Origin of the sequence: Salicibibacter kimchii, from assembly GCF_003336365.1 — a bacterium.
GTDB classification, from domain to species: Bacteria; Bacillota; Bacilli; order Bacillales; family Marinococcaceae; genus Salicibibacter; species Salicibibacter kimchii.
In genome coordinates, this window is sequence record NZ_CP031092.1 from 1,865,524 (window position 1) to 1,887,778 (window position 22,255).

23 protein-coding genes are annotated in these 22,255 nt (G+C 43.7%); 3 read left to right on the top strand and 20 right to left on the bottom strand.

The window, feature by feature from the left end:
• Nucleotides 1-196 precede the first annotated feature (196 nt).
• The 16 genes from DT065_RS09445 to DT065_RS09535 all read right to left on the bottom strand — a co-directional run bounded on the left by DT065_RS09445 (nucleotide 197) and on the right by DT065_RS09535 (nucleotide 13,763).
• On the bottom strand, nucleotides 197-562 hold the full coding sequence (locus tag DT065_RS09445; RefSeq protein ID WP_114372800.1) for a hypothetical protein: 366 nt from the start codon (nucleotides 560-562) through the stop codon (nucleotides 197-199).
• A gap of 107 nt (nucleotides 563-669) precedes the next feature.
• Nucleotides 670-1,638, bottom strand: a complete 969-nt coding sequence (locus tag DT065_RS09450) for a DUF6612 family protein (protein ID WP_114372802.1) — start codon at nucleotides 1,636-1,638, stop codon at nucleotides 670-672.
• Nucleotides 1,639-1,738: 100 nt separating this feature from the next.
• Nucleotides 1,739-2,245 carry a hypothetical protein gene (locus DT065_RS09455; protein ID WP_114372804.1) on the bottom strand — a complete coding sequence of 169 codons (507 nt, stop codon included), beginning with the start codon at nucleotides 2,243-2,245 and terminating at the stop codon, nucleotides 1,739-1,741.
• An 18-nt stretch (nucleotides 2,246-2,263) separates the two neighbouring features.
• Nucleotides 2,264-2,953: a Tad domain-containing protein gene (locus tag DT065_RS18885; RefSeq protein ID WP_160112483.1), complete on the bottom strand. Its 690-nt coding sequence runs from the start codon at nucleotides 2,951-2,953 to the stop codon at nucleotides 2,264-2,266.
• The gene (locus DT065_RS09470; RefSeq protein WP_114372806.1) at nucleotides 2,950-3,333 is read right to left on the bottom strand and encodes a pilus assembly protein; all 384 of its coding nucleotides are present in this window, start codon (nucleotides 3,331-3,333) and stop codon (nucleotides 2,950-2,952) included. The genes DT065_RS18885 and DT065_RS09470 overlap by 4 nt, the downstream gene beginning before the upstream one ends.
• Nucleotides 3,317-3,781: a DUF4234 domain-containing protein gene (locus DT065_RS09475; RefSeq protein ID WP_114372808.1), complete on the bottom strand. Its 465-nt coding sequence runs from the start codon at nucleotides 3,779-3,781 to the stop codon at nucleotides 3,317-3,319. Before DT065_RS09475 ends, DT065_RS09470 begins: the two co-directional genes overlap by 17 nt.
• A 27-nt stretch (nucleotides 3,782-3,808) precedes the next feature.
• The gene (locus DT065_RS09480; protein ID WP_114372810.1) at nucleotides 3,809-4,510 is read right to left on the bottom strand and encodes a hypothetical protein; all 702 of its coding nucleotides are present in this window, start codon (nucleotides 4,508-4,510) and stop codon (nucleotides 3,809-3,811) included.
• Between the two features lie 19 nt (nucleotides 4,511-4,529).
• Nucleotides 4,530-5,132 carry a hypothetical protein gene (locus DT065_RS09485; RefSeq protein ID WP_114372812.1) on the bottom strand — a complete coding sequence of 201 codons (603 nt, stop codon included), beginning with the start codon at nucleotides 5,130-5,132 and terminating at the stop codon, nucleotides 4,530-4,532.
• A 20-nt stretch (nucleotides 5,133-5,152) separates the two neighbouring features.
• Entirely contained in the window at nucleotides 5,153-6,772 is a 1,620-nt protein-coding gene (locus DT065_RS18890) for a hypothetical protein (protein ID WP_160112484.1), read from the bottom strand.
• Nucleotides 6,773-6,826: 54 nt separating this feature from the next.
• The gene (locus DT065_RS09505) at nucleotides 6,827-8,254 is read right to left on the bottom strand and encodes a vWA domain-containing protein (protein ID WP_114372818.1); all 1,428 of its coding nucleotides are present in this window, start codon (nucleotides 8,252-8,254) and stop codon (nucleotides 6,827-6,829) included.
• Between the two features lie 120 nt (nucleotides 8,255-8,374).
• The gene (locus DT065_RS09510) at nucleotides 8,375-8,584 is read right to left on the bottom strand and encodes a hypothetical protein (RefSeq protein ID WP_114372820.1); all 210 of its coding nucleotides are present in this window, start codon (nucleotides 8,582-8,584) and stop codon (nucleotides 8,375-8,377) included.
• A 29-nt stretch (nucleotides 8,585-8,613) separates the two neighbouring features.
• Nucleotides 8,614-9,549: a type II secretion system F family protein gene (locus DT065_RS09515; RefSeq protein WP_114372822.1), complete on the bottom strand. Its 936-nt coding sequence runs from the start codon at nucleotides 9,547-9,549 to the stop codon at nucleotides 8,614-8,616.
• A 4-nt stretch (nucleotides 9,550-9,553) separates the two neighbouring features.
• The gene (locus tag DT065_RS09520; RefSeq protein ID WP_114372823.1) at nucleotides 9,554-10,480 is read right to left on the bottom strand and encodes a type II secretion system F family protein; all 927 of its coding nucleotides are present in this window, start codon (nucleotides 10,478-10,480) and stop codon (nucleotides 9,554-9,556) included.
• Nucleotides 10,458-11,831 (bottom strand): TadA family conjugal transfer-associated ATPase, encoded by a 1,374-nt coding sequence (locus tag DT065_RS09525; protein ID WP_418314538.1) that lies wholly within the window; start codon nucleotides 11,829-11,831, stop codon nucleotides 10,458-10,460. Before DT065_RS09525 ends, DT065_RS09520 begins: the two co-directional genes overlap by 23 nt.
• A gap of 24 nt (nucleotides 11,832-11,855) precedes the next feature.
• Entirely contained in the window at nucleotides 11,856-13,007 is a 1,152-nt protein-coding gene (locus DT065_RS09530; RefSeq protein WP_114372825.1) for a CpaE/TadZ family protein, read from the bottom strand.
• 18 nt (nucleotides 13,008-13,025) lie between these two features.
• A complete protein-coding gene (locus DT065_RS09535) occupies nucleotides 13,026-13,763 on the bottom strand; it encodes a CpaB family protein (RefSeq protein ID WP_114372827.1) in 738 nt (245 codons plus the stop codon).
• Between the two features lie 460 nt (nucleotides 13,764-14,223).
• Here DT065_RS09535 and DT065_RS09540 point away from each other — a divergent pair, with 460 nt between their 5' ends.
• The 3 genes from DT065_RS09540 to DT065_RS09550 are packed head-to-tail and all read left to right on the top strand — an operon-like array spanning nucleotide 14,224 to nucleotide 16,813.
• Nucleotides 14,224-14,907 (top strand): response regulator transcription factor, encoded by a 684-nt coding sequence (locus DT065_RS09540; RefSeq protein WP_114372829.1) that lies wholly within the window; start codon nucleotides 14,224-14,226, stop codon nucleotides 14,905-14,907.
• A complete protein-coding gene (locus tag DT065_RS09545; protein WP_114372831.1) occupies nucleotides 14,904-16,271 on the top strand; it encodes a sensor histidine kinase in 1,368 nt (455 codons plus the stop codon). Before DT065_RS09540 ends, DT065_RS09545 begins: the two co-directional genes overlap by 4 nt.
• A complete protein-coding gene (locus tag DT065_RS09550) occupies nucleotides 16,268-16,813 on the top strand; it encodes a PepSY domain-containing protein (RefSeq protein WP_114372833.1) in 546 nt (181 codons plus the stop codon). The genes DT065_RS09545 and DT065_RS09550 overlap by 4 nt, the downstream gene beginning before the upstream one ends.
• Before the next feature lie 690 nt (nucleotides 16,814-17,503).
• Here DT065_RS09550 and DT065_RS09555 read toward each other — a convergent pair.
• The 4 genes from DT065_RS09555 to cysI form a co-directional block, all read right to left on the bottom strand.
• Entirely contained in the window at nucleotides 17,504-18,055 is a 552-nt protein-coding gene (locus DT065_RS09555; RefSeq protein WP_114372834.1) for a YusW family protein, read from the bottom strand.
• A gap of 142 nt (nucleotides 18,056-18,197) precedes the next feature.
• A complete protein-coding gene (locus tag DT065_RS09560; protein WP_114372836.1) occupies nucleotides 18,198-19,349 on the bottom strand; it encodes an acyl-CoA dehydrogenase family protein in 1,152 nt (383 codons plus the stop codon).
• 69 nt (nucleotides 19,350-19,418) lie between these two features.
• Complete coding sequence (locus tag DT065_RS09565) at nucleotides 19,419-20,396, bottom strand: bactofilin family protein (protein WP_114372838.1); 978 nt, start codon at nucleotides 20,394-20,396, stop codon at nucleotides 19,419-19,421.
• A gap of 135 nt (nucleotides 20,397-20,531) precedes the next feature.
• The gene (gene cysI, locus DT065_RS09570) at nucleotides 20,532-22,241 is read right to left on the bottom strand and encodes an assimilatory sulfite reductase (NADPH) hemoprotein subunit (protein WP_114372840.1); all 1,710 of its coding nucleotides are present in this window, start codon (nucleotides 22,239-22,241) and stop codon (nucleotides 20,532-20,534) included.
• Nucleotides 22,242-22,255 lie beyond the last annotated feature (14 nt).

The window sequence follows — 22,255 nt, forward strand, 5'->3', positions numbered from 1 at the left end:
CGATTCCCCCGTTCTGATTCAATCTTTGGATGCCCAATCAACAAGAATTTTTATTACAAAAAAGCTAATCATTGCTGTACCAATAAAAATTATAAAAGAGATAACACTGAACTCACCAAACAAAAGATTGTTTACGAAATATAGTATGAGAACGGTTAGGAGCATTGGTACAGCCATAGACCGTGAGATTTTCAATTTAAAATTCTTCGCCCCCTTTAATGAGATCGCATTTTAACCGTATACGGGATAGTACTGATAGAAAAAGAACAACAACTAAAAAAGTTATACAGTATTCCAAGACAATACGCATTGTAGTCTTTTTACTTTTTTTCTCCTGTTGCTTGCGCTCTTTTTCAACTTTCTTTTCTTCTGACCTGGAAATCCAGGCAGCCGCCACACCTATATAAAACCCAATTACGTAAGGGGATAGTTCAACAAGGGTAGGCACCTGTTGATTAAGGATCGTGTGTGCGATTATAATTCCCACCAACATAGATATCGGCAAATTCACGAAAGAACGTAAGATGGCTTTTCTTTTTAAATCTTCATCTGTGAGATCCATACAGCGGACAACACCTGCCATAAATAATTGAAACTTGTTACGGAACAAAAAAATAGGGGCACACTTTTTAGTGCGTCCCCTTTTGATTTTGACAAAGGGTACCGATGTTAAATATCCAGGTCACCCTCTTCTTGCTCTTCCATTGCACCTTCTAGTTCCTCGATATCAATCGCATTGTCGATGGCTTCTTGTGGTATTTCAATTTCACCGATTTCATCGAAGTCGGAGAAAGTCCCTTGCATTTCTTGAGACATCTCCATCGTTTGACCCTCTTGTTCCATCTCCAAATCCATATTCATTTCCATTTCCTCTTGATAAAACGTTTCTTTATCAATGTATATCACATAATCCAGAGCGTTGATTTCCATCTGCCCGAGCACTTGTTCCATTTCAGCTTGCATCTGCGGATCACCCTGTTGCATCGTTGCAAATTCTCTCGTGATCTCCATGAGCTCATCACCGGAACCTTCAATCGTTAAAGCATAACGGTCCTCTTCTTCTTCCAAGCTTAGCTCACTCGTATATGCTTGCATCATCTCAAGCTGTTCTTGGGGGGATATCTCCAAATCTTCAATATTTTCCATCCCCAAGGCGCTTCCGTCCATCATGATCCATTCATCAATTTCCGGGTCCAGCATATAAATCGTGCCGTCTTCATCCATATATTGTTCGATCTCCATATCTTCTTCCGTCATTGGGTTTGGCGTAACCATTGTTTGCGAGAATGACATCGGATCTAAAACAACATCCATGCTCATCGTCATATCCATGGGCATTTCTTCACCGTCTACAGTTATGCTCTGATTCATATCCATTTCTGCGCTGTAATTGTTTAATTGATCCATTGCCTCCATAGATTGACTTAAGACCTCTTCTGCATCCATCTCTTCTTCCATACCATCTGTCTCTTCCGTGCCTTCATCGATGCCATTTTCGTTCGTCTCTTCTGCCTCCACTTCCTCCTCTGCCGGTTCAGCGTCGTTTTCAACTTCTTCGGTATCTGCGTCTCCATCTCCACAAGCTGCCAAAAGCAACATACAGGCGGATGTTGCTATAAACCCTTTCTTTTTTATCATTACCGTTACCTCCCTGATATGTATTACTTATCTCAATTTATTCGCTCTTTGAATGCTTCATAACCAGGCTCTGTTAAAAATCCTTTACAGAAAACTTTTATCACGAGCCTTCTGCAGAAATTTCATGCCGTTGCAAAAGTACATCCATCCTTGTTTGAAAAAGTAATGATTGCTCGTAAGCCTGTTCATAATATACATCTCGTTCTTGAAATAGTTCTGCGGCTCTCTCATCATCCTCCTCTTCAATCGCAGCAATAAATGCCTCTTCTTCAACATTTAAGGCTGCTAAATAATATTCTGCTTCTGCTAGCAGCATTGAATGAAGGTCTTGATTGTCCTTATGTGATAATTTGATATCATGAAGGTAATTATTCATGAGTTCAATCTGAGGTTGTAAATCGTTTACAATAATGGAGAACATTTCTTCCTCATCGCCTAAATCAGCTGCAGTCTGATATTCGTCATACATCATTGTCAAATCCTCTTCTATATAACGATATTCAGCATGTGGGCCATGTATATATTCAAGGAGTTCCCCTTCCCCTGTTTCGTCACAAGCCGCTAACAAGAACATGCCAAATAGCGAAAATAATATCATTTTTGCCATTCTCTCAACCTCTTCATCTTATAAGCTCCGGTTGTTCCATGATAAGACTTCAACAAATGAAATTTCCAAACCATTCCCTCTTTGGTGGATCTCTTCATTTCCTTCATCAATCATGCTACCAAAAGCTACTTGTTCGTAAGTAACTGCCGTGGTAATCTCAATTCGATTTTCTTCGTTAAACATTCTTATCGTCGTTTCACTTAAGTTTCCATTATTTCTTGTAATAATTTCAGAGACCTCGTTTGTAATTTGCTGACTCGCGTCAATGAGTGCTTCTTCAATTTCCTCCTGTAAATCTTCATCCTCTGGAATTTCTTCTTCAAGAATTTGATTGATTGCCTGAATTTCCGCTTCATTTTCACTATAGTTTTCCGCGTCCAAAAGCTCATCTTTTCTATCTTCAACGAGCTCTTCTAATTCCTCATCTTCTTCATCTTCATCCTCATCGCCATTTTCATCGTCTTCATCCTCATCATCCTCATCACGTTCATAACTTCCGATGACGCTCAGCATTTCATCGTATATAATGCCGGTTGCGGCAAGGCTGGCTTGTTCTGCAGCTGTTCCAGCTTGTTCATTAATCGCAAATATTTTCCCGAAATTTACGATAAACACTAGCATCAAAGCAATGATCATGATTAGTCCGATCGTAAGGTACGTGACGTTACCCTTTTCACTTCTCAAGTGTTTCATGCAACTATTAATCATGGGATCACCCTACTCGTTACCGAATGATCGAGGGTAACGGTAGCTTCACTTCGCCATTGTGACGGCACAAAGATCAGTCCATGATCAACCGACATTGATGCTTCAAAATAACCAGATCCATCGGGTGCTATAGAAAAACTTTGAACGCTGAGTGCGCTACTATCCCCGACAACTTCCCGGGCAATGGCTTCCGCCTCATAGGCCTCTTCTGTTACAGCATATACTTTAGCCGCTTCGTTCACCGCCGATTGCGAACTCATAACGGCATAACCCGATGCAACCGCCTGCCAAAGGATTAGGAAAAACATGAATATAAATGGGAGGACACCGAGTAATTCAATGGTTGCTGAGCCTTTCTCTTTTTTACAATGCTTCAGCATCAGTTTCACCTCTTCTATGATATGCACGATTTATATAATACTGCAAATAGACATGCATAAACAAAATCGTCAGGATTATATTCGGCTCTTTTCCCTCTACATTTTTTTTGAAGATATATCTTGTAACAAGGGATAAATAAATTAATGATATAAAACCGAACCAACTGATCCAACTCTCAAAAGCATTATAAATAAGAAAATAAGGCGTTAGGATATAGACCCAAATACTTAAAAGTAAAACGACAGTAAGGGCTCCAAAAGAAATTAAAACAAGAAATGGAAGCCCCATAGGAATGAAACGGAATTCGTCGAATTGATTCAATGCTTTTCTCCTCGTTAAAAACCAGTAAGGAGAATACATGCCCACTGTTAAGATCGTAAGCGCAACGGTTAACCATACTTGAGATTTCTTCGGTCTATTCATTTTTTGTGGTAGAGTAGCTTCCATGATTACCCTTCCCTTTTTCAAATTATCCTAGAAATTGACAGCTTCATATGATTCAAAGCTTTCAGGTCTATGACGATGATAAAGAACTGAAATGACACAAACGAATAACGGCAAGATGAGAATATTTACAGATAGCTGCATGATAGTCATCGCAATCGGCAACTCTGTCACAAACGATGTACCAATAGTAAAAATTGCAGTCAGGAACACGTTTAGAGAAATAAACATGAGTGCAAAGACCCCGACATCAACAAATGAAGTTCTGAACCATTGCAACAATGCCCTTAAAAGATCGCTTCCATGTTTATTGTGTATGATCGCAACATATGGATGGAGAAAAGTCATAATGAGTAAAAACAACCCCGGCAAAATGAATGCAAACAATCCCGCGATTGATGCAAAAATAAACAACATGGCGCTCCCAATTACTGGAAGCAAAAATTTAAAAAAGATCTTAACACTATCTGATACTTTTACATGTTCATGAACGAGTGATGTTGCGCTCATCGAAATAAAAGGAATCTGAGCTAAAATCATGATCATGATTGCTGTCACGATCATAACAAATGAACCTAACCCCTCAAGGTTATGAATACCAAAATAATACGTAGCCCCTGTACGAATAAAAAATTCTAAAATATATAGGGGAAGGACGATCACCACTGATAAAATAAGCACGTTTATTAAATTTTGATTATATAATTGAAGTGCATCCTTTAGAACGTTCATTGCCATCGCCCCCCTCGCATTAGTTATTGTTTTCTTCTACTTTCACATATGCAGGTATACTTACCAACACAAAAAGATAGGCAAAGGGGGCGACCATCGAAAATATAACGGTCATCGCTACTTCATCCCCCTGTTGTGAGCCCAATGCTACGGCAAAACCATAACTTGAAGGACCAATAAAAGCGGCTGCCAATAAAACGATACCATATATGGTCCCTCCAATAGGATACTTCCGAGGGTGTCTCATAGCATTATATAAATATTCTCTCTTTACTATCGCAAAAAACACCATGAGGATGTAAATGACTAACAACAACACGCCAAACCATATAACCTCACCATATACTCTCCATGTAGATACGAGCATAAAGAGAGCACTGACATTGAGAACGATGATCCCATGAAGTAACCGATGATTTTCTTGCTTATATCTTTTTGTTACAACTTGAGAGATACTGTAGATGAATAATAGCCCTACAATAATTGCCATGATACTACCATAAAACAAGTTAGCATCTGGTGCAGCTGTTGCTGCGAGGGCAGCGATAGCTGGCACTATAATAATAAATAGGCTTGCAAATCTCAAAGTGCTTTCAGTTGGTTCTTGCTGTTGACTCTCCACACTACCACCGCCCTTTTAATTTATCCACCAAATAAACCTTTCGCGCCATCCCACAATTTTTTGGCTCCATCTGTCACAGCATCAATGCCATTTTTCACTTTTGTCTGTGTCCAATCTCTAAAATTTCGACCCCAAGGTGTCATCATAAAGCCGGTTCCGAGCAATCCTACCCCTGCTCCAACGATAGTTCCGATGCCGGGAACAGCCGATCCTAACAAGGCTCCTGCTGCCACACCTGAACCAATGCTCGCTGCTGTAGTGCCAGCCCCTATCCCTACATCGGTAATCACTTCAGAAGCAAAAGCTGAACCTCCTGATTTATCACCAAACGGCGAATAATCCCAAACATGCTGACCTACACTTAATCCTGCTCCAACGAAACCCCCACCACGTAAATTGGTAGTTAATGATCTGAATCCGTCAGAAAGTGGATTTAAGTTGTTACTATAAAAATTGCTAAATTCAGTTCCTAAATTTGTGTAAGGTGTCGGGCTATCAAATATTGCACCAATCAGATCTCCACGTAAAGCCGCGTGGATACCCCCACGACCAAGATCCAATGCATCATCTACTAACCCTAATCCTTCATCCATTGCTCCCATCACAGTACTTGGTAAGTCCGTAACTTCCCCATCATCTGCCGGATTCATTATACTCAATAGTTCACCCGGCAATGATAGCAGATCAGACGTTGGAGAATTATCTAATTCCCCACTTGCTTCTACAACACTTGATCCATAGCGATCTCCTAATTCCCCATCTGCTACGTAGGGGTTGTTACCATATGGATCTTCATATCCAGGTCCGTCTCCGGCTGCAGTTCCTTCACCTTGGGGACCGCTGCCCCCGTTGGTGCCATCTCCATCAGGGCCGCTTCCGCTTCCAGGACCGCTGCCTCCGTTGGTGCCATCTCCATCAGGGCCGCTTCCGCTTCCGGGACCGCTGCCCCCGTTGGTGCCATCTCCATCAGGGCCGCTTCCGCTTCCAGGACCGCTGCCTCCGTTGGTGCCATCTCCATCAGGGCCGCTTCCGCTTCCGGGACCGCTGCCTCCGTTGGTGCCATCTCCATCAGGAACGCTTCCGCTTCCGGGACCGCTGCCTCCGTTGGTGCCATCTCCATCAGGAACGCTTCCGCTTCCGGGACCGCTGCCCCCATTGACGCCATCTCCGTCTGGACCGCTCCCGCTTCCGGGACCGTCGCCTCCGCCGGTGCCGTTTCCGTCTGGGCCGCTCCCACTTCCAGGACCGCTACCGTCGGGAGCTTCTCCACCTCCTGGCAAGTCACCTCCGCCTGATCCGCCACCTTCTCCGGGAACAGATCCCTCAGGTATATCACCAGGCGTAATGGGATTACCTGGTTCTATCGGTGTAGCGGGGGTGATTGGACTTCCGGGTTCTATCGGATCTCCAGGGTTCGGTTGATCACCAGGTTCAGGTGGATCCCCCGTTTCAGGCGGGTCCCCCGGTATAATCGGATCCCCTGGCTCAATCGGGTCTCCGGGCGTAATTGGGTCTCCTGATTCTATAGGACTACCGGGATTAATGGGTGTAAATGCAAAACCAGTAATTGAAACAAAAGGGGAAAATGCTAGAAAAAAAGCTAATACGCCGCCAAAGAGCCTGCGGAATGTTTTATTCATTGGATTTAACCTCCAAAACTGTTCAATTTGGCTCTATGTTCCATTCGTGATGTGTTAATCATTGACATATTCATCTTGTAGTTCTTCAATCTCTTCAACCATCTCTTCGTAATTTTCATTATTAATATCTTCCAGCTCTTCTTGAATTTCATCAGCGATGTCCCTCTTCATACTCTCCAAATCACTAGATTGTGACTCAATGTACTGCCTGGCATCAGTTGTAATGACTTCTTCATCATCAAGGAAACGAGCGATATCTTGGCGAGCTGCATAATCTTGACGACGCATTAAATCAGTCCAGTCATTTCGATAACCTTGAATGGTTGAATTTTGCATAGCATAACGTTCACTGCTCGCATCGCTCTGAGCGCCACTCAACCAATCTTCCCATCGCTCCGATAGTGCTTCCGATTGTTCGAGCTGCTGTGTCAATTCGTCTTCATTCGCCGCATTCGTGTATGTTCCTTCCGTCATATCGGCCAATTCACGTAGTTCTTCTTGACCCTCAGAATCAATATCAAAACCGATGATATTGAGAAAAGGTTCCACCTCAGAAGAGTTCAGCTGATCAGCTGCTTCAATAGGGTCACCATCACACGTTTCAATGCCATCACTAACAAGATAGATAATATTCGTGTTTTCATCCCCCGGAAAATCTTCGAAATCTTGTTCCGCTTCTTGCAAAGAATACGCAATAGGCGTCCATCCAGTAGATTCAACGTCGTCTAGCTCATCAGCAAATGCGTCTTCATCATACTCCTCGATATCATAGACGAGCTCAGAACTTGCACAGGACTCTTCTCTTCCTTCATTCGTGTTATCCCCTTCATGACCATACACACGCAAACCAATTTGGGCGTCCTCTGGCAATGTTTCGACAAAAGATTCTATCGAATCTTTGGCGATTTCCATTTTCGATGTGCCTTCTATCTCTTGAGCCATGCTGCCGCTGGCATCGAGGATAATCTGGGCATTAAATTGATCTTCAAACGAAAACTGCCCCTCATCTTCAAAGTCAGGATGACCAACTTGTGATTGCCGTATTTGCTGTATGATATTGTCAGGATCAGGAAAATCAGCCGCAACCCATGAATATATAAGTGTCCAAAGTTTATCGTAAGTTTCTTCCTTTTCGTCCCATTCGTCAGCTTCAAACTGCATGATTGGTTCCATGACATCCATAAATTCTTCTTCATAATCATCAATTCGTTTGTTTGCCAAAGGGCCTGGCTCGTATGCCAAAATCTCATCCAAACTCTCAGGTGGGCTATCGGCATCAGCCACACGTTCATCCAGCCATTCATTGGGTTCCTGTTCTTGTTCCTGTTCGGAGGCACTTTCATCACTATGTTGTTCTTCCGTGGATACGTCTTCGCCTTCTGAATTTTCGTCTCGCTCTGCATCCTCATCACCCGAACATCCATTTGCTACGAATGTTAAAATAATCACGGGGATGATGATACAATGATTAAGGTTCCTCATAACGACAACCTCCTTTTCATTTATAATAGTTACAATATTTTATAAGAGCATAAGGAAAATTATTATGTAAGAAGGGAGCGCATCTATTAAGCGTTTTACATGCGCTCCTTTAGTCACTTTTTAGCCACCAACCATATCGCCAATCTGACTCAAAATGTCATCTACAATGCCCTCAACCGTCTCATCATTATTAGCCAATGCTGTAGATAGCAACCCTAGAAGAATGATTATGACAGCTGCTATGCCTAACCACTCTAGTGATTGTGCACCTTTTTGATTATTTAGGTGTGATGAGAGCTTTGCATATGTTTGTTGGCACAATTTTTTCATGTCCACTCACCTCCTTAAGATAGTAATGTTTATGACAACGCATCAAAGACACCATAATCTCCGAATAGAATATTTAAAGCCATTAATCCTCCTATAAGGATCATCGCTGTTGGTAGAACGACAAAAGTTGTTATTAACGTAACTTTCGGAGATGCTTTTGAAGCTTGTTCTTTGATTTGTTCCTTCTTAATTTTTCGCATTTCCTCTGATTGAACTTTGAAGGTCTTTGACACGGGAACGCCTAATTGTGCGCCCTGAATTAAACCTTTTATTAATTTCTGGAACTCATAGCTATCATTTCGTTCCAGTAACTCATTGTACGCCTGTTCTCGCGGAACCCCTAAACTAATTTTTTGGTTAAACCGATTGAACTCCTCTTGAATAGGCCCTTTGAAATATGGACTAATTTGTCGCAGTGCATTATCTAAACCCACACCTGCCTGTAAAGTTACACTTACGGTATCCATGAAATCCGGCAAATTGCTACTCAAATCTTCTTGCCTTTTTTTTACTTTCGAACGCAACCAAAAAATGACTGAAAAATAGCCAACAATCGGTAAAATAATTAATAGAAGCGACCCAAATGGGAACCCTAATACGAATAGAAATAGACCGACCATAGCTCCTAAAAGGAGAGAAAAAATTTTAAGACCCTGAAAACGATCAACAGTAAGCTCTAAGGGATATCCTGACTGCATTAACCACTTTTCTACATCAATCGTTTCACTGAAAAAATTGATTCTATGACCTAGTGCAGATAAATCATCGGAGAACTTAAATACTTTCGTTAACATCTTCTCCTTACGCGTGGCGACATTCTTTCTTAAACCGGTTTCCAGTTCAGCAATATCCTGAACATGCTGTTTTAATTCTCTTCGTTCCTCAAGATGTCGGTAACAAGAGACTAAGGCCAAAATCAAAAATAAGTAAAAGAAAACTAGTGCTACAAAAATCAAGCCATCCATAAAGCTACACCCTTATATCTGTTACTTTTCGTACAAGGAAAAAGGTTAGCACTGTTCCTGCAACGAATAAAGCAAGAAGTATTAAACCAACACCGGAAAACAAGGGATCAATAAATCCATCCATTACAATGTTCATCATCAAAACAAGTGCAATCGGCATAGCCGGTAAAATATATGCGATATATTTTTGCTCAGCTGTCATAGACTTAATTTCTTGAGCCAACATCTTACGTTCATCCAAAGTACTGGCCATCTCATCAAGTACTGCAAAAAGATCACTACCCGCTTTCTTTTGGATGATCAATGTTGCAACGAAGATCTGAAAATCCCTACTGGGGACTCTGGCTTGTAGCTGTTCCATGACCTGGTTAAAATCAACACCGAGAGCCAGCTCGTTATTCATGCGCCGAAATTCACTTTTTGCAGGTTCAGGTAGTTCTCTGGCCGCCAGGCTGATTGCTTGATTCAATGTCATACCGGAACGTGTACCGTTGGCAAGAATCCGACAAATATCCGGGAGTTGAGCATTCAAACGTTCCTGGTACTTATGCCTTCGAAAATAGAATAATGATCGACGGCTGATTTCCATGACAACCGCACCAAGTAGCACGCTTATAAATAATCCTATGTTCAAAAAATTCGAAGCCAGAAACGCGAAGCCAAGTCCTCCCACAAGGAGGAAGGCATAGAATTCCGACGCATTAAGAGGTACATTGGCTCTAATTAATTGGTCTTTAACCTTCTGCGCATGAACTGTACGGTCAAATTTTTCACCTAGTACAACGATAAAGCTCTCTCTTTCTTGATCTTTATCAAACCAATCCCCAATTTTCTTTTTCCATTCTTTCTTCGAAGCACGATACCCCAAAAAGCTGTAGAGACCTAAAAGTACCAAAAGCACGGCAAGGCTAAATAATATAGCTGGTGTCACGCGTACCCACCACACTTTCCGGCTGAAATATTCGTTCATCTACTTCAGCACCATGCACTTTCAAATGGTCTAGACAATTTGGAATGTTGCCTGTCGCTTCAAAGACGCCAAGAACCTCGCCATTAGAATCCAATCCTTCACGTCTAAAACGAAAGATATCACGAACTTCTACTTGGCCTGAATCTATTACATTCACCTCTGAAACAGAAACAATTCTTCTTCTTCCATCCGTTAGTCTTTCACCCTGAATAATAATATCAATGGCACCAACGATGTATTCGCGTATGACATGAGCCGGTAATTCCATACCTGCCATTATAATCATACCTTCAACACGCCGAAAAGCATCAAAGGGAGAGTTGGCATGGACGGTGGTTAATGATCCTTCATGACCTGTATTCATCGCTTGTAACATATCGAATGCTTCTGGACCACGAACTTCTCCCACAATAATACGGTCAGGTCTCATTCGAAGTGAATTCTTCACCAGTTGTCGGATACTGATCTCACCTGTCCCCTCTACGTTAGGAGGGCGTGCTTCCATTCCTACAACGTTACTTCGATTTAATTGTAATTCCGCAGAATCTTCGATTGTCACCACACGTTCTTGTTCCGGAATTGATTTCGATAATGAATTTAACAGGGTAGTCTTACCACTTCCTGTCCCGCCGGAAATGAGAACATTTAACTTCGCAGTAACAACTGCCGTTAAAAACTCATTTATTGGATCATTTAAAGTCCCCAAATCAATTAGGTCTTCCATTTCAAAGGGGTCTTTTCGAAATTTACGTATGGAGATTAACGTTCCATCAAGACTTACAGGTGGAATGACTGCATTCACACGACTCCCATCCTGCAAGCGAGCATCTACCATTGGTGAACTTTCATCAATTCGCCTTCCCAATGGTGCTACGACACGATCAATGATATGTCTTAAATGACCTTCATCACGAAATTTTAATTCGGTTAAAGCCAGTTGCCCGTTTTTTTCAATATAGACTTCCTTATGACCATTAATGAGAATTTCAGTGATCTCACTGTCATTAAGTAAAGGCTCAAGTGGACCGAATCCTACAGCGTCATTTACTAATTGATCAATAAGTGAATCTTTACCTCTCTTTGAAAGCACTACTTTCTCTTCACTCATGAATTGATTGACAAGGCGTTCTATGGTTACGCGCATTTCAGACGCTTCCATACTCGTTAAGTGGTCTAAGTTCGTTTCATTTAATAAGCGATCCTTGTAATGTTCTAGCAGCCGTTCAGTATATGCTTCATCATACGAAGAATAGGACAGCTGGCGAGTCGAAGTAGATTTATTATTACCTTTATTTTTAAATAGCGACGACAACAGGTATCCTCCTTCGACGAAATGTTAACTCTTATGTTGGGTATGTACCCATTTTCTAATATCCTTAGCGAGAGCAGTTAGCTTCTTCTCTTCTGCTGATTTTCTTAGGGGCTCCCCTTGATTGAGCAAAGGTTGTACTCCTCTCTCATCTCTTCTAAGTTGTATGGGTGAGATGTTAGCTGCAATGAAATTTTTCAAATCATCAAGTTTTAACTCATTCATGTTGTTCTTCATATTCACGATCAATTCCAGCCGATCGCTCATGTCCATACCCAACCTTGTAAACACTTCCTCAACTTGGCTGAAGATTCGCAGCGAAATCGTATCAAGATTCATAACATAGTAGATTTTATCGGATTCTTCCAAAGCTGCGTAGGTATTAGAATTCATTTCAGCAGGGAGGTCTATAATGACAAAGTCGTAACTTCTGCGACATGCCCGGATAATCCTTGCGATATCCGCATCGTTTATATTCTCAGCCTTTTCTGCATCCCTTGGACTTAACAACACCTCAATATTTGAGTATTCCTCCGCCTCTGTGACATTACGAATATGATTTTCATTTAACTCGTTAATCACTGGTTGTAAATCAACAATCGAGCGATTACTGTCTATGTTCATGTAGGTTTCAACCCCGCCATATTGGAGGTTTAGATCCAGGAGAACCACTTCTAAATTAGATTCCAGCTGCAATGTCTGCGCATAAGTTGAAGCTACCAGTGTCTTTCCAACACCACCCTTACCACTAAAAAACGAAACGACACTGCCCCTTCCACGCCTTAGCGAGATATTACTCGCCTTTTCATTATCTTCGATAAAAAATTTAACACTCTTTTGTAACCGATCCTTAAATTGGGCAACTTCATCTGGTATGACAAAAAAGTCATTAACGCCGGCGCGTACCGTTTCACGTAGTGAGAAAAAATCATGGCTTTGGCTAACAAACAAAATAATAGATGAAATTATTTCTCGTTGAATGTACTGGAGTAAATCAATTTCATATTCATCGTCACTCTCCGTCTCAGTCATAATTATAATGTCGGGCGAAATACGATCAATTTCCATTTTCACTTCAGAAAAAGTGATACTTTTCATATTGGGATAATCTTCCAATATATCCATTAATTGATCTCTAAGAGCTCCAACATCAGTGATTAATAAAATTTTAGCGTCCATTGCTTTCTACATCCTTCATTAATCATCTTCATCTTCGTCCTCGCCTTCTTCATCATCTGGCTCGTCTCCTTCAATCGTTTCTTCATCCTCGGGTTCTTCTAACTCATCTTCTTCTGTGATCTCCTGTAAATCGACATCGCTTTCGCCCAAATTTGCTTTTAAGACACGTATAGAATCAGCATAGTTCTGCATATGAATGAGTTCTGCCGCATCATCTGTGGAAATTTCCATCGCAGCTCCTGTCATATCATTTTCTTCTCCTCCATGCATCACCATGGCGACAGGGACATCACTCATTAAGATTTCCGTTTCGTCTTCACCCTCAAGCGAATGAGATACAACTAGATCCACTCTGTCAAGCGCTTCAAGTTCCTGGTCAAATTGAACCCCGTCTCCTTGATGCAAGGCAACCAGACGGTGATTCTCATCTGTAACATCCGAATAAGACCTCAGTATATTTTGAACAAGTAGGTCCCCTTCGGTTAACGGTACTACTGATACCATATTTTCCAACTCTGCGGGATCGGTAATATGGGAAGATGTAACAAAGCGATTGGGAAGTTCCATTGTAGATACATTATCTTCTGTGATCATTTCCCGAGATGGAACACTTGCATCTGCGACATATACTTCAGTAGCCCCTCCTAGGTCTGTTTGTAAACTTTGTACTTGTTGAAAAAATAGTAACCCTGCAATAAGTGCAACAATAAATGCAAGTACTAGGAATATAATGGCTCTTCGTTTTGATTCCAACATCGTCTATTGTCCTCATTCCTTAAAGCATAGTTTTTTAGCAGGGGTTGTCTATAGTTTATTAATACTATTAATAGTTAACTACGATACTGCCCCTATTTTTTATCACAACATTAGCTACAGAAAAATTTAAGACATGATTAACGTGCTTTGTGAAGCGGGCACCAAGTATTGGTACACATTTTCTAAGTTTACCACCCTAATTTGTAAAATTATATCCTCTAATGGTTACATCTTTCACATTATTGTAAAATGATAACATAGTTCAATAAGCCCTTATTTATGTACATCAAGGGGGTTACTCGGCCTTTAAGATGATATTTTTAAAAATTTTCCTGTTTTGTGCCTTAAACAAACGTTTATTTACATTAGGAGGTTCGAAAATTCTAATCCTTTTCTAATCTCGTTGGCTGATTATTTTTGTATAATGGACGTAGAGTGAATGGAGCGGAGGTGATCGGTCGTGGCCAGAATTTTGATTGTGGAAGACGAGAAGCGTTTGGGGCGGCTTTTAACGTTGGAATTGGAGCATGAGGGATACAGCGTGGAGGTTCAACATGACGGCCAATCGGGTTTGGAGGCTGCTTTGGATGGTGGCTGGGACCTCATTATTCTCGATGTGATGCTGCCGTCGTTGAGCGGGATGGAAATCCTTAGGCGTTTCCGGAGGGAAGATACGTTAACGCCGGTGATGATGCTGACGGCGAGAAATGAAATTCCCGATAAAGTGAGCGGCCTTGATCTCGGGGCGAATGATTACGTATCCAAGCCGTTTGAAAATGAGGAGCTGTTGGCGAGAATCCGCGTGCAGTTGCGTGAACATAAAAAAGCAGTGAAGGATGAAGAAATTCTGCAGTTTGAAGATTTGACGGTGAACGTCAAAAGCCGGGAAGTCCAAAGGGACAATGAACAGATCACGCTCACCCCGCGAGAATTCGACTTGCTCCATCACCTGGTCGCCAATCAAGGGCATGTCCTAAACAGGGAACAACTCATTCAAGCGGTATGGGGATATGATTTTATCGGCGACACCAACATTGTCGATGTCTATATCCGCTACCTCCGCAAAAAAATAGATGCCGGTGCTAAACCGTTGATTCATACAATGAGAGGCGTCGGCTATGTCATGAAAAGGCCCAACGGATGAAATTAAAAACAAAATTACAAGTATCGGCGGCACTGGCTTTGATTTTATTTGTCGCTGCTACAAATGTTTTCGTCTATGTCGTATATGAAAATGACAGTTGGTCCTCGGAAGTTTCGAGAGTCAGCAACCAAGCAGAGGCGACGGCTGAACAGCTCAGCGCAGCCATTGAAGACGGATCGGGATTAGATGGCATTATCCAGGCCAACCTTCCCGGAAACGGCATGGTAAGGATCATCAATTATGAGGAGGAAACCATTCATACCTCCACAAGAGAGCCGCGTTTTTCGGAATTTCCGCCGCACTTCACGAATGCACAAGCATCGCGCACATTGGTAACCGAAGATGATGAGCGATTTGTCTTCACTTATAAACCGCTCATTTGGGAAAACGGAAATGTCGTCACTTTGGAAGTGTCGGAACACCTACAAGGCATGGAAGAAAATATGGAAGTGCTTCGTTATATCCTTGTTGCGGCATCATTCATCGTCCTCATCCCGGCGGTCCTTGGAGGTTGGGTGTTAGGCGCCATCATTTTGCGCCCAATTAACGGCTTAATATCGACGATGAAAAATATTCAAGAAAAAGGCAATTTAAAGCCGATCAAAAGCAAGCGGCGCTCCCGAGATGAACTTCAGCAGCTGATCGGAGCATTCAACGAGATGGTGGAACGTTTGGAGCGGGAATTTGACAAACAGGACCAATTTGTATCCGACGCCTCCCATGAATTGCGCACGCCGTTAACCGTGATCGACGGATATGCCACCATGCTGAAACGCTGGGGAAAAACAAAACCGGAAGTGTTGGATGAGGCCATTGAGGCGATCACCGAAGAAGGGGCGCGGATGAAACATCTGGCCGAACAATTGCTGTTACTGGTCAAAGACGGGGAATATCTTCAATTGGATCCCGAACATTTTCATCTCGATGCAGTTCTCCAAAAAGCGGCACGGGCAATGGAAACCGCCACGCAACGTCAGATTCATTTTCAAGTCTCGCAAGCGCCCACTGTCTATGCCGATGTGGAAAAAGTAAAGCAAGTGCTCTATATCATTCTTGATAATGCGCTGAAGTACAGCGACAAGGCAATTGACGTATCCGTTTGGCAAGAAAACCGCGCGGCCTACGTATCAATTACAGATTACGGTGCCGGTATTCCGGAAGCGGACCAAGCGCGTATTTTTGATCGTTTTTATAGAATCAACAAAGCAAGATCACGAGGAGACGGGGGCACAGGGTTAGGATTATCCATTGCCGCGAAATTGATGGAAGCCCAGGGCGGTCGGATCAAGCTGGATAGCAAAGTCGGCGCGTATACGACATTCACCATTGAAATTCCGATTGGGGAAGGAGCAGAAATGAAATGAAAAAAATGCTCATGATAAGCGCCGGCATTGTCATTTTTTTAGTGACAGTGGTAGGCGTGACGCAGTTAAATGCCGGCACCGAGAACGCACAACTATCGGAAGACGAAATTCTGGAGAAAGTCGGGAACGAGTACCCTGGGGATGTGTCGAACGTAGAGCCGGGGGAGCATAACGGTCAACCAGTGTATACTGTGGAACTGGTCAACGAACAAGGGGTCTACAACTTTATGATCGATGCTGCCGAAGGAGAGGTGATGAACCTGGAGATCATTGAAAGTCAAACGGAGAGCGACGAAGCAAGCGAGGAAGAAACAACGGATGAAGAAGAAACGGAATCAGGCGGCGATGAACTTCCGGTGAGTGCGGCAGAAGCGGTGCAAATTGCTACGAATGAAGTAGAGGGAATCATCGACGAGCTCGAACTCGAGTTGGATGATGATGGCATGTATTATGAAATTGAAATCGAGACGAGTAGCGTGGACATCGATATGGATATTGATGCGTTTACGGGAGAGATCCTTGTCTTTTCGTATGATGATTAAGGGATTTTCAACAGGAGCTAGTGCAGGACGACTGAAATAAGTGATCCCCCATCGTTGGTGGCGCCAATATTCAGGAAACGTGCAGATCTCCACCCAGTGGTTGTGATACCAAAAATAGAAGGCGCGTCTAACATTAGACTCCTCGACGAGAACGTCCGAAATCCCCATTATGACACCTCAAGAAGCAATAATATCCTAATCAGAGGTGCCATGAGTAAGTCATGTGGAACACCGGAAGGTAAAATCATCATTTGTGAGGAAATTCAGCCATAAAGCACGAGTGACCTTGGGTGTGACCGGATAATTCGACCACTCTGCACTAGTAGTCTGTTTCAGAAGTTCCTTGGTCACAATAGCAAGGTGATAGGCTATCCTTCAAGAAACGGCAGCTCGATTCCTGTCCCCCTGAAAGCAGGGTGCTCTCCTTTTGGGGGACGACAACAGGTTTGTCGTCCCCCTTTTCGTCATTTTCCCTCCGCTTGAGGGACAACAGATGATTGCTCATTTCAGCCGTTCTGCGCTAGTCCATTGTTTTCAGAGCAGGCCTCGCAAAAAATCTTCACAGTGTTATAATTTCAGCGAACAACCCAGTTTTTCTATCGCATTCCCTCGTCTTACGTTATAATTTCGCCGACTGTTGGCGAAATACCATCATTAAAGGCTTTCGCAACATCGCGAAAGCCTTTGGTGTTACTCATCTTCAATCTCCATTTCCTTACCATCCAAGAATTCGATTTCGATTTCCAGTTCTTTGTAATTCGAATCCAAGTTAAATGCATCCAATGCAACGTTTATCCCTTCATCTTTACTCGTGTTTTCGTCAATGTCAATGTTCGGAAGGATGTGGGAAAGTTCATTCAGCGCCTTGTCCCCGCTTATTTCAATCTCTTTATCCTTGCGTTCGTCCTCAATTTCGGCCTCGGGATCGCCGCCCTCATATTCGTAATCCGCTTCATAGTCTACATCATCGCCATACTCAACTTCCAACTCAAACTCCTTATAGGGTAGTGACTCGAACCAATGGCTTTCGCTATTTTCATCTGCTTGCACGGTTTGTTCTTCCACTTGGGTTACGCTCTCATCGGTTGCTTCTTCCACCTCGGTCGTGCTTTCAACGATTGGCGCTTCACCACCGTCTTTTGGTTGCCCATCATCACCTGCGCTTGCATTAAATTGAGAAAATCCAAAGGCCGATAGAGAGATAGCAGCTACCCAGCCGGTGGCAATCATAAATTTTTTCATTCCATGTTCCTCCTTTTGTTGGTATACATTCACTGTACACCTCCCCGATGAACCTTCTCTGAATGCAACATTAAAATTTGATTAGAAAAAATAAAGCGGCGTACCACTAAAATTAGTAGTACACCGCCTTTTTCCGTATTTATTAGTTTCTCCCAAAAACATCGCCCGCCAGTTGCATGATCGTCATGTCATCCATCGGCGGGTTATGCAGACCGGCACGCACATCGCGGTAATAACGGCCGAGCGGTGTGTCCGGCTGCAAACTTTTCGCCCCGGCAACGCGCATGGCAAGGTCAACGATATCGACCGCGTCGTTCACGACAACGTGTTTCACCGCACCCAATTCCGTTTTCATCTGCTGGCGTGTTTCTTGATCACTTCGATCCCATTTTTCCGCGACAGCGTAAAGGAAATGGCGACTGCGTTGCCTCTTCAGTTCTGCTTCACCGATTTTTTGTTTAATGTTTGGCAAGTCAGCGATCGTGCCTTCGATGCTATTCGGCGAATAATGATTCGCGTAGTTAGCGCTATAATCAAGGGCCGCCTCGGCGATGCCCAAATAACAAGCGGGAATATGCAAGAGCCATCCGGCCGCTTCTTTTTTTCCCGGGGTGAATGTTTGCACATAATCTGCATCCTTCAACTCTACATTTTCCAGCACGAGGTCGTCGCTTCCGCTGGCGCGCATCCCGAGGGCGTCCCACGTGTGATCTACCGAAACGCCCGGCAGGCTGTGGCGGACAAGGAAATTCCCCACTTCATCGCTGCCTTCAATACCGGCGCTTACGATAAAATAATCAAGGGTAGGCGCAAGTGTGGTAAACGTTTTGCGCCCGCTGATCGTCCAGCCGTTTTCCGTTTTTGTTGCTGTTGTTTCCGGACGTCCGCCGCGGGTCGGGCTTCCCGTCGCTGGTTCACTGGCGGCTCCATTGAGCAGGGCGCCGCTTCCCACAATATCTTGCGCGACCGCCGCGTATGTTTTTTCATCCCAAGTTTCATTTTTCCCGAGCTGCATGGCAAGACCCATATGCCAGCCAATCGAGAGTCCCGTAGATCCATCGGCCTTGGCAATCGTTTCTTGCAACTCCAGCATATCCGAAAGCCCGATACCTTGCCCGCCGTATTTTTTTGGTACCGTGAGTCCCGGGTAGTTCGCTTCCCGTAACGCTTGGAAATTTTCATGAGGGAACGTACCTGCTCGATCATGCTCGGCAGCCCGTTCTTTGAATGCAGGTACGATTTTCGCTAATATTTCCAGTCGTTCTTGTTGCGTCTGACATGTTGCTAAGTCCATCGTTATCCCTCACCTTTTAAAGCATCTTCTTCTAATTATACTAAAACGATCAGGATTATGCATGGGCTATCAATCATCAAGAGGGATTTCCAATTCTACGCTCCCTTCTTCCGCAAGCTCTCCTTCCAAGTCTTCTCCTTCTTCACCATAATATTCGGCGATGTGCTCCCATTGATTCGATTGATTCGGATTCATGGTAACGACAAGATATGGATCCTCTTCATAGTCATCAAGATCATCGGGAATATTTACCCGTAATTCAAAACTTCCGTCCGGGTTTGCATGGACTTGGCCGGAATAACCGATGGCTTGGTAGCCGGGAATACGGAGATATCCGTGCACTCTGGCTCCTTCCACCAGGTTGCTTCCCCCGCTTATGCAATAGTGATTGTCTTCCTCACTCGTTTTAACATCCAGCCTTATGTCCGTTTCTCCCTGATCTTCCGGAAGATCCCAATTCGGAGCCTCGATGCTGATCGATTGTTGCTCGTCAAAGTCAGGAGGAAGGATATGTTCGAAGGAAGCGACTTGAATCGACACGTCCTCTTCGTCGTATTCTTCATCCAACCGGAGAAAATCACCTTCAATATTTTCCCCCTCTCCGCCATAAAAATCGATGACATCTTGATTTTCTTGATTATATGGGTTAAAAACCAAACGGTAATGAGTCGTTCGATCATAATCAGGTATCGTATGTTCGAGTTCAAACGCCCCGTCTTCTTCTATTTCAAATGAATCGTCCGTGCCAAAAGAAGCAACGTCATCCATGCGGACTTCTCCTTCGATTTCCGCGCCGGGCATGAGATTTGTTTCTCCAGTGACTGTCATATCATTACCGTCAATTTCGATTCCCCCAGAAAATTCAATATTTTCATCGGCTTCAGCGGTAACGTCTTCGCCGACATCTGCTTCTTCGTTGATATTTTCTTCTTCCTCTTCTGCATCTGCGCCAATGTCTTGTTCCGAGTCTTCATCCGTCTGGACGTCTTCTTCTACACACCCCGCCAACAATGCACCACTGACCAACATGCCTTGCTTTTGCTTCATCCCCGTCTCCTCCTCGTGATAAAACTTCGTTTTTGTGTTTTAAGCTGATATATCCCTCGATTCCGCTGATATAATGCCAGCGCCCGACGCAAAAAAGCCCCGAGTTCTATGTAAACCCGAAGCTATCTTAAGGATTTAATCATGAAAGTCGAGACCCGAGTGCACTTCTTTGACGTATTCAGCACGCACGACATAGTCGCCGAAATGTTCCCCTTCCTTACGTTCTTTCGCATATTGGGAAATGATCGGGCGTAATTCTTCCAAAATTTTATCTTCGCCGATGTTTTCCCGATAAAGTTTATTCAGGCGCTCACCGGCAAAGCCTGCGCCTAAATAGAGGTTGTACTTTCCGGGTGCTTTTCCAATAAAGCCGATTTCTCCTAGTGCGGGGCGGGAGCACCCATTATCGCAGCCGGACATGCGAATGATGATATCCTCATCTCGGAGTCCTGACTCATCCATGAGGGTTTCGATTTTTCCCAACAACTCCGGGAAGTAGCGCTCCGATTCGGCCATGGCCAACTCGCATGTCGGAAAGCCTACACAGGCCATGGAGTTTCGACGCAGGGCAGATTGCTGTTCCCCATCTTCCAAACCGTACTTCTCTACCAATTCAGCAATTTGCTTTTTCTTCTGGCCGGTCACATTGCTGATGACAAGATTTTGATTTGGGGTAAGTCGAAAATCACCGGTATGGATCTTTGCGATTTCGCGTAATCCGGTCATCAACGGATAATCTTCGTAGTCCCGAATACGGCCGTTTTGAATAAATAATGTCAAATTCCACCGGCCTTTTATTCCTTTTACCCAACCATAGCGGTCGCCGTTATGTTCAAAATGATAGGCGTGTTCTTCTTCGAGATCCCAGCCTAATCGATCGTTTAACTCTTGCTTGATCCAATCGAGTCCTTTAGCATCGACCGTGTATTTAAAACGCGCATTCGTCCGAACCGAACGGTTGCCATAATCCCGCTGAATGGCGATCACATGCCAGGCGACATCAAATAGCTGTTCCGGCGTGCAAAAACCAATCACACGGGACAATTGCGGATACGTTTCCGTATTCCCATGAGTCATGCCCATGCCACCGCCAACCGCAACGTTAAACCCTTGCAGTTCCCCGTTGTCCACGATCGCGATGAAACCAAGATCTTGTGAAAAAATATCCACATCGTTGGAGGGCGGAACCGCGATGCCGATTTTAAATTTTCGCGGCAAATAGACGTCCCCGTATAATGGCTCCTCTGTTTCTTTACTGTCGACGACTTTTTCTTTATCAAGCCAGATTTCGTGATAAGCATTCGTTTGTGGAGAAAGGTCATTACTCAACCGCTTCGACCACTCATAAACTTCAGAATGAACCTCAGACTGATAGGGGTTGGGATTGCACATGACATTCCGATTGACGTCCCCGCATGCGGCTAAGGTGTCCAATAAGGAGTCATTAATTTCTTTTATATTTTTTTTCATATTCCACTTCATAATCCCATGCAGTTGGAACGCTTGCCGCGTCGTCAGTTTCAAGGACCCGTTGGCGTATTTGTTCGCGACGTCATCCATGACGAGCCATTGTTCGGGAGTGGCGATACCGCCGGGAGCACGCACACGCACCATGAATTGATAGGCCGGTTCCAGTTTTTGGCGGCGTCGTTCATTGCGGAGATCACGATCATCTTGCAAATAGCTTCCGTGGAACTTCAATAAACGTTTATCATCGTCGTTCATCCCTGCGCTGATGGGAGCTTCGAGGCTCTCGGCCAGGGTCCCCCGCAAATAATTGCTATCTCGTTTAATTCGTTCGACGTCACTGGGCGGGCCGTGCAATCCTGTTTTTTTCTCAACCACTTTGATCGCTCCTT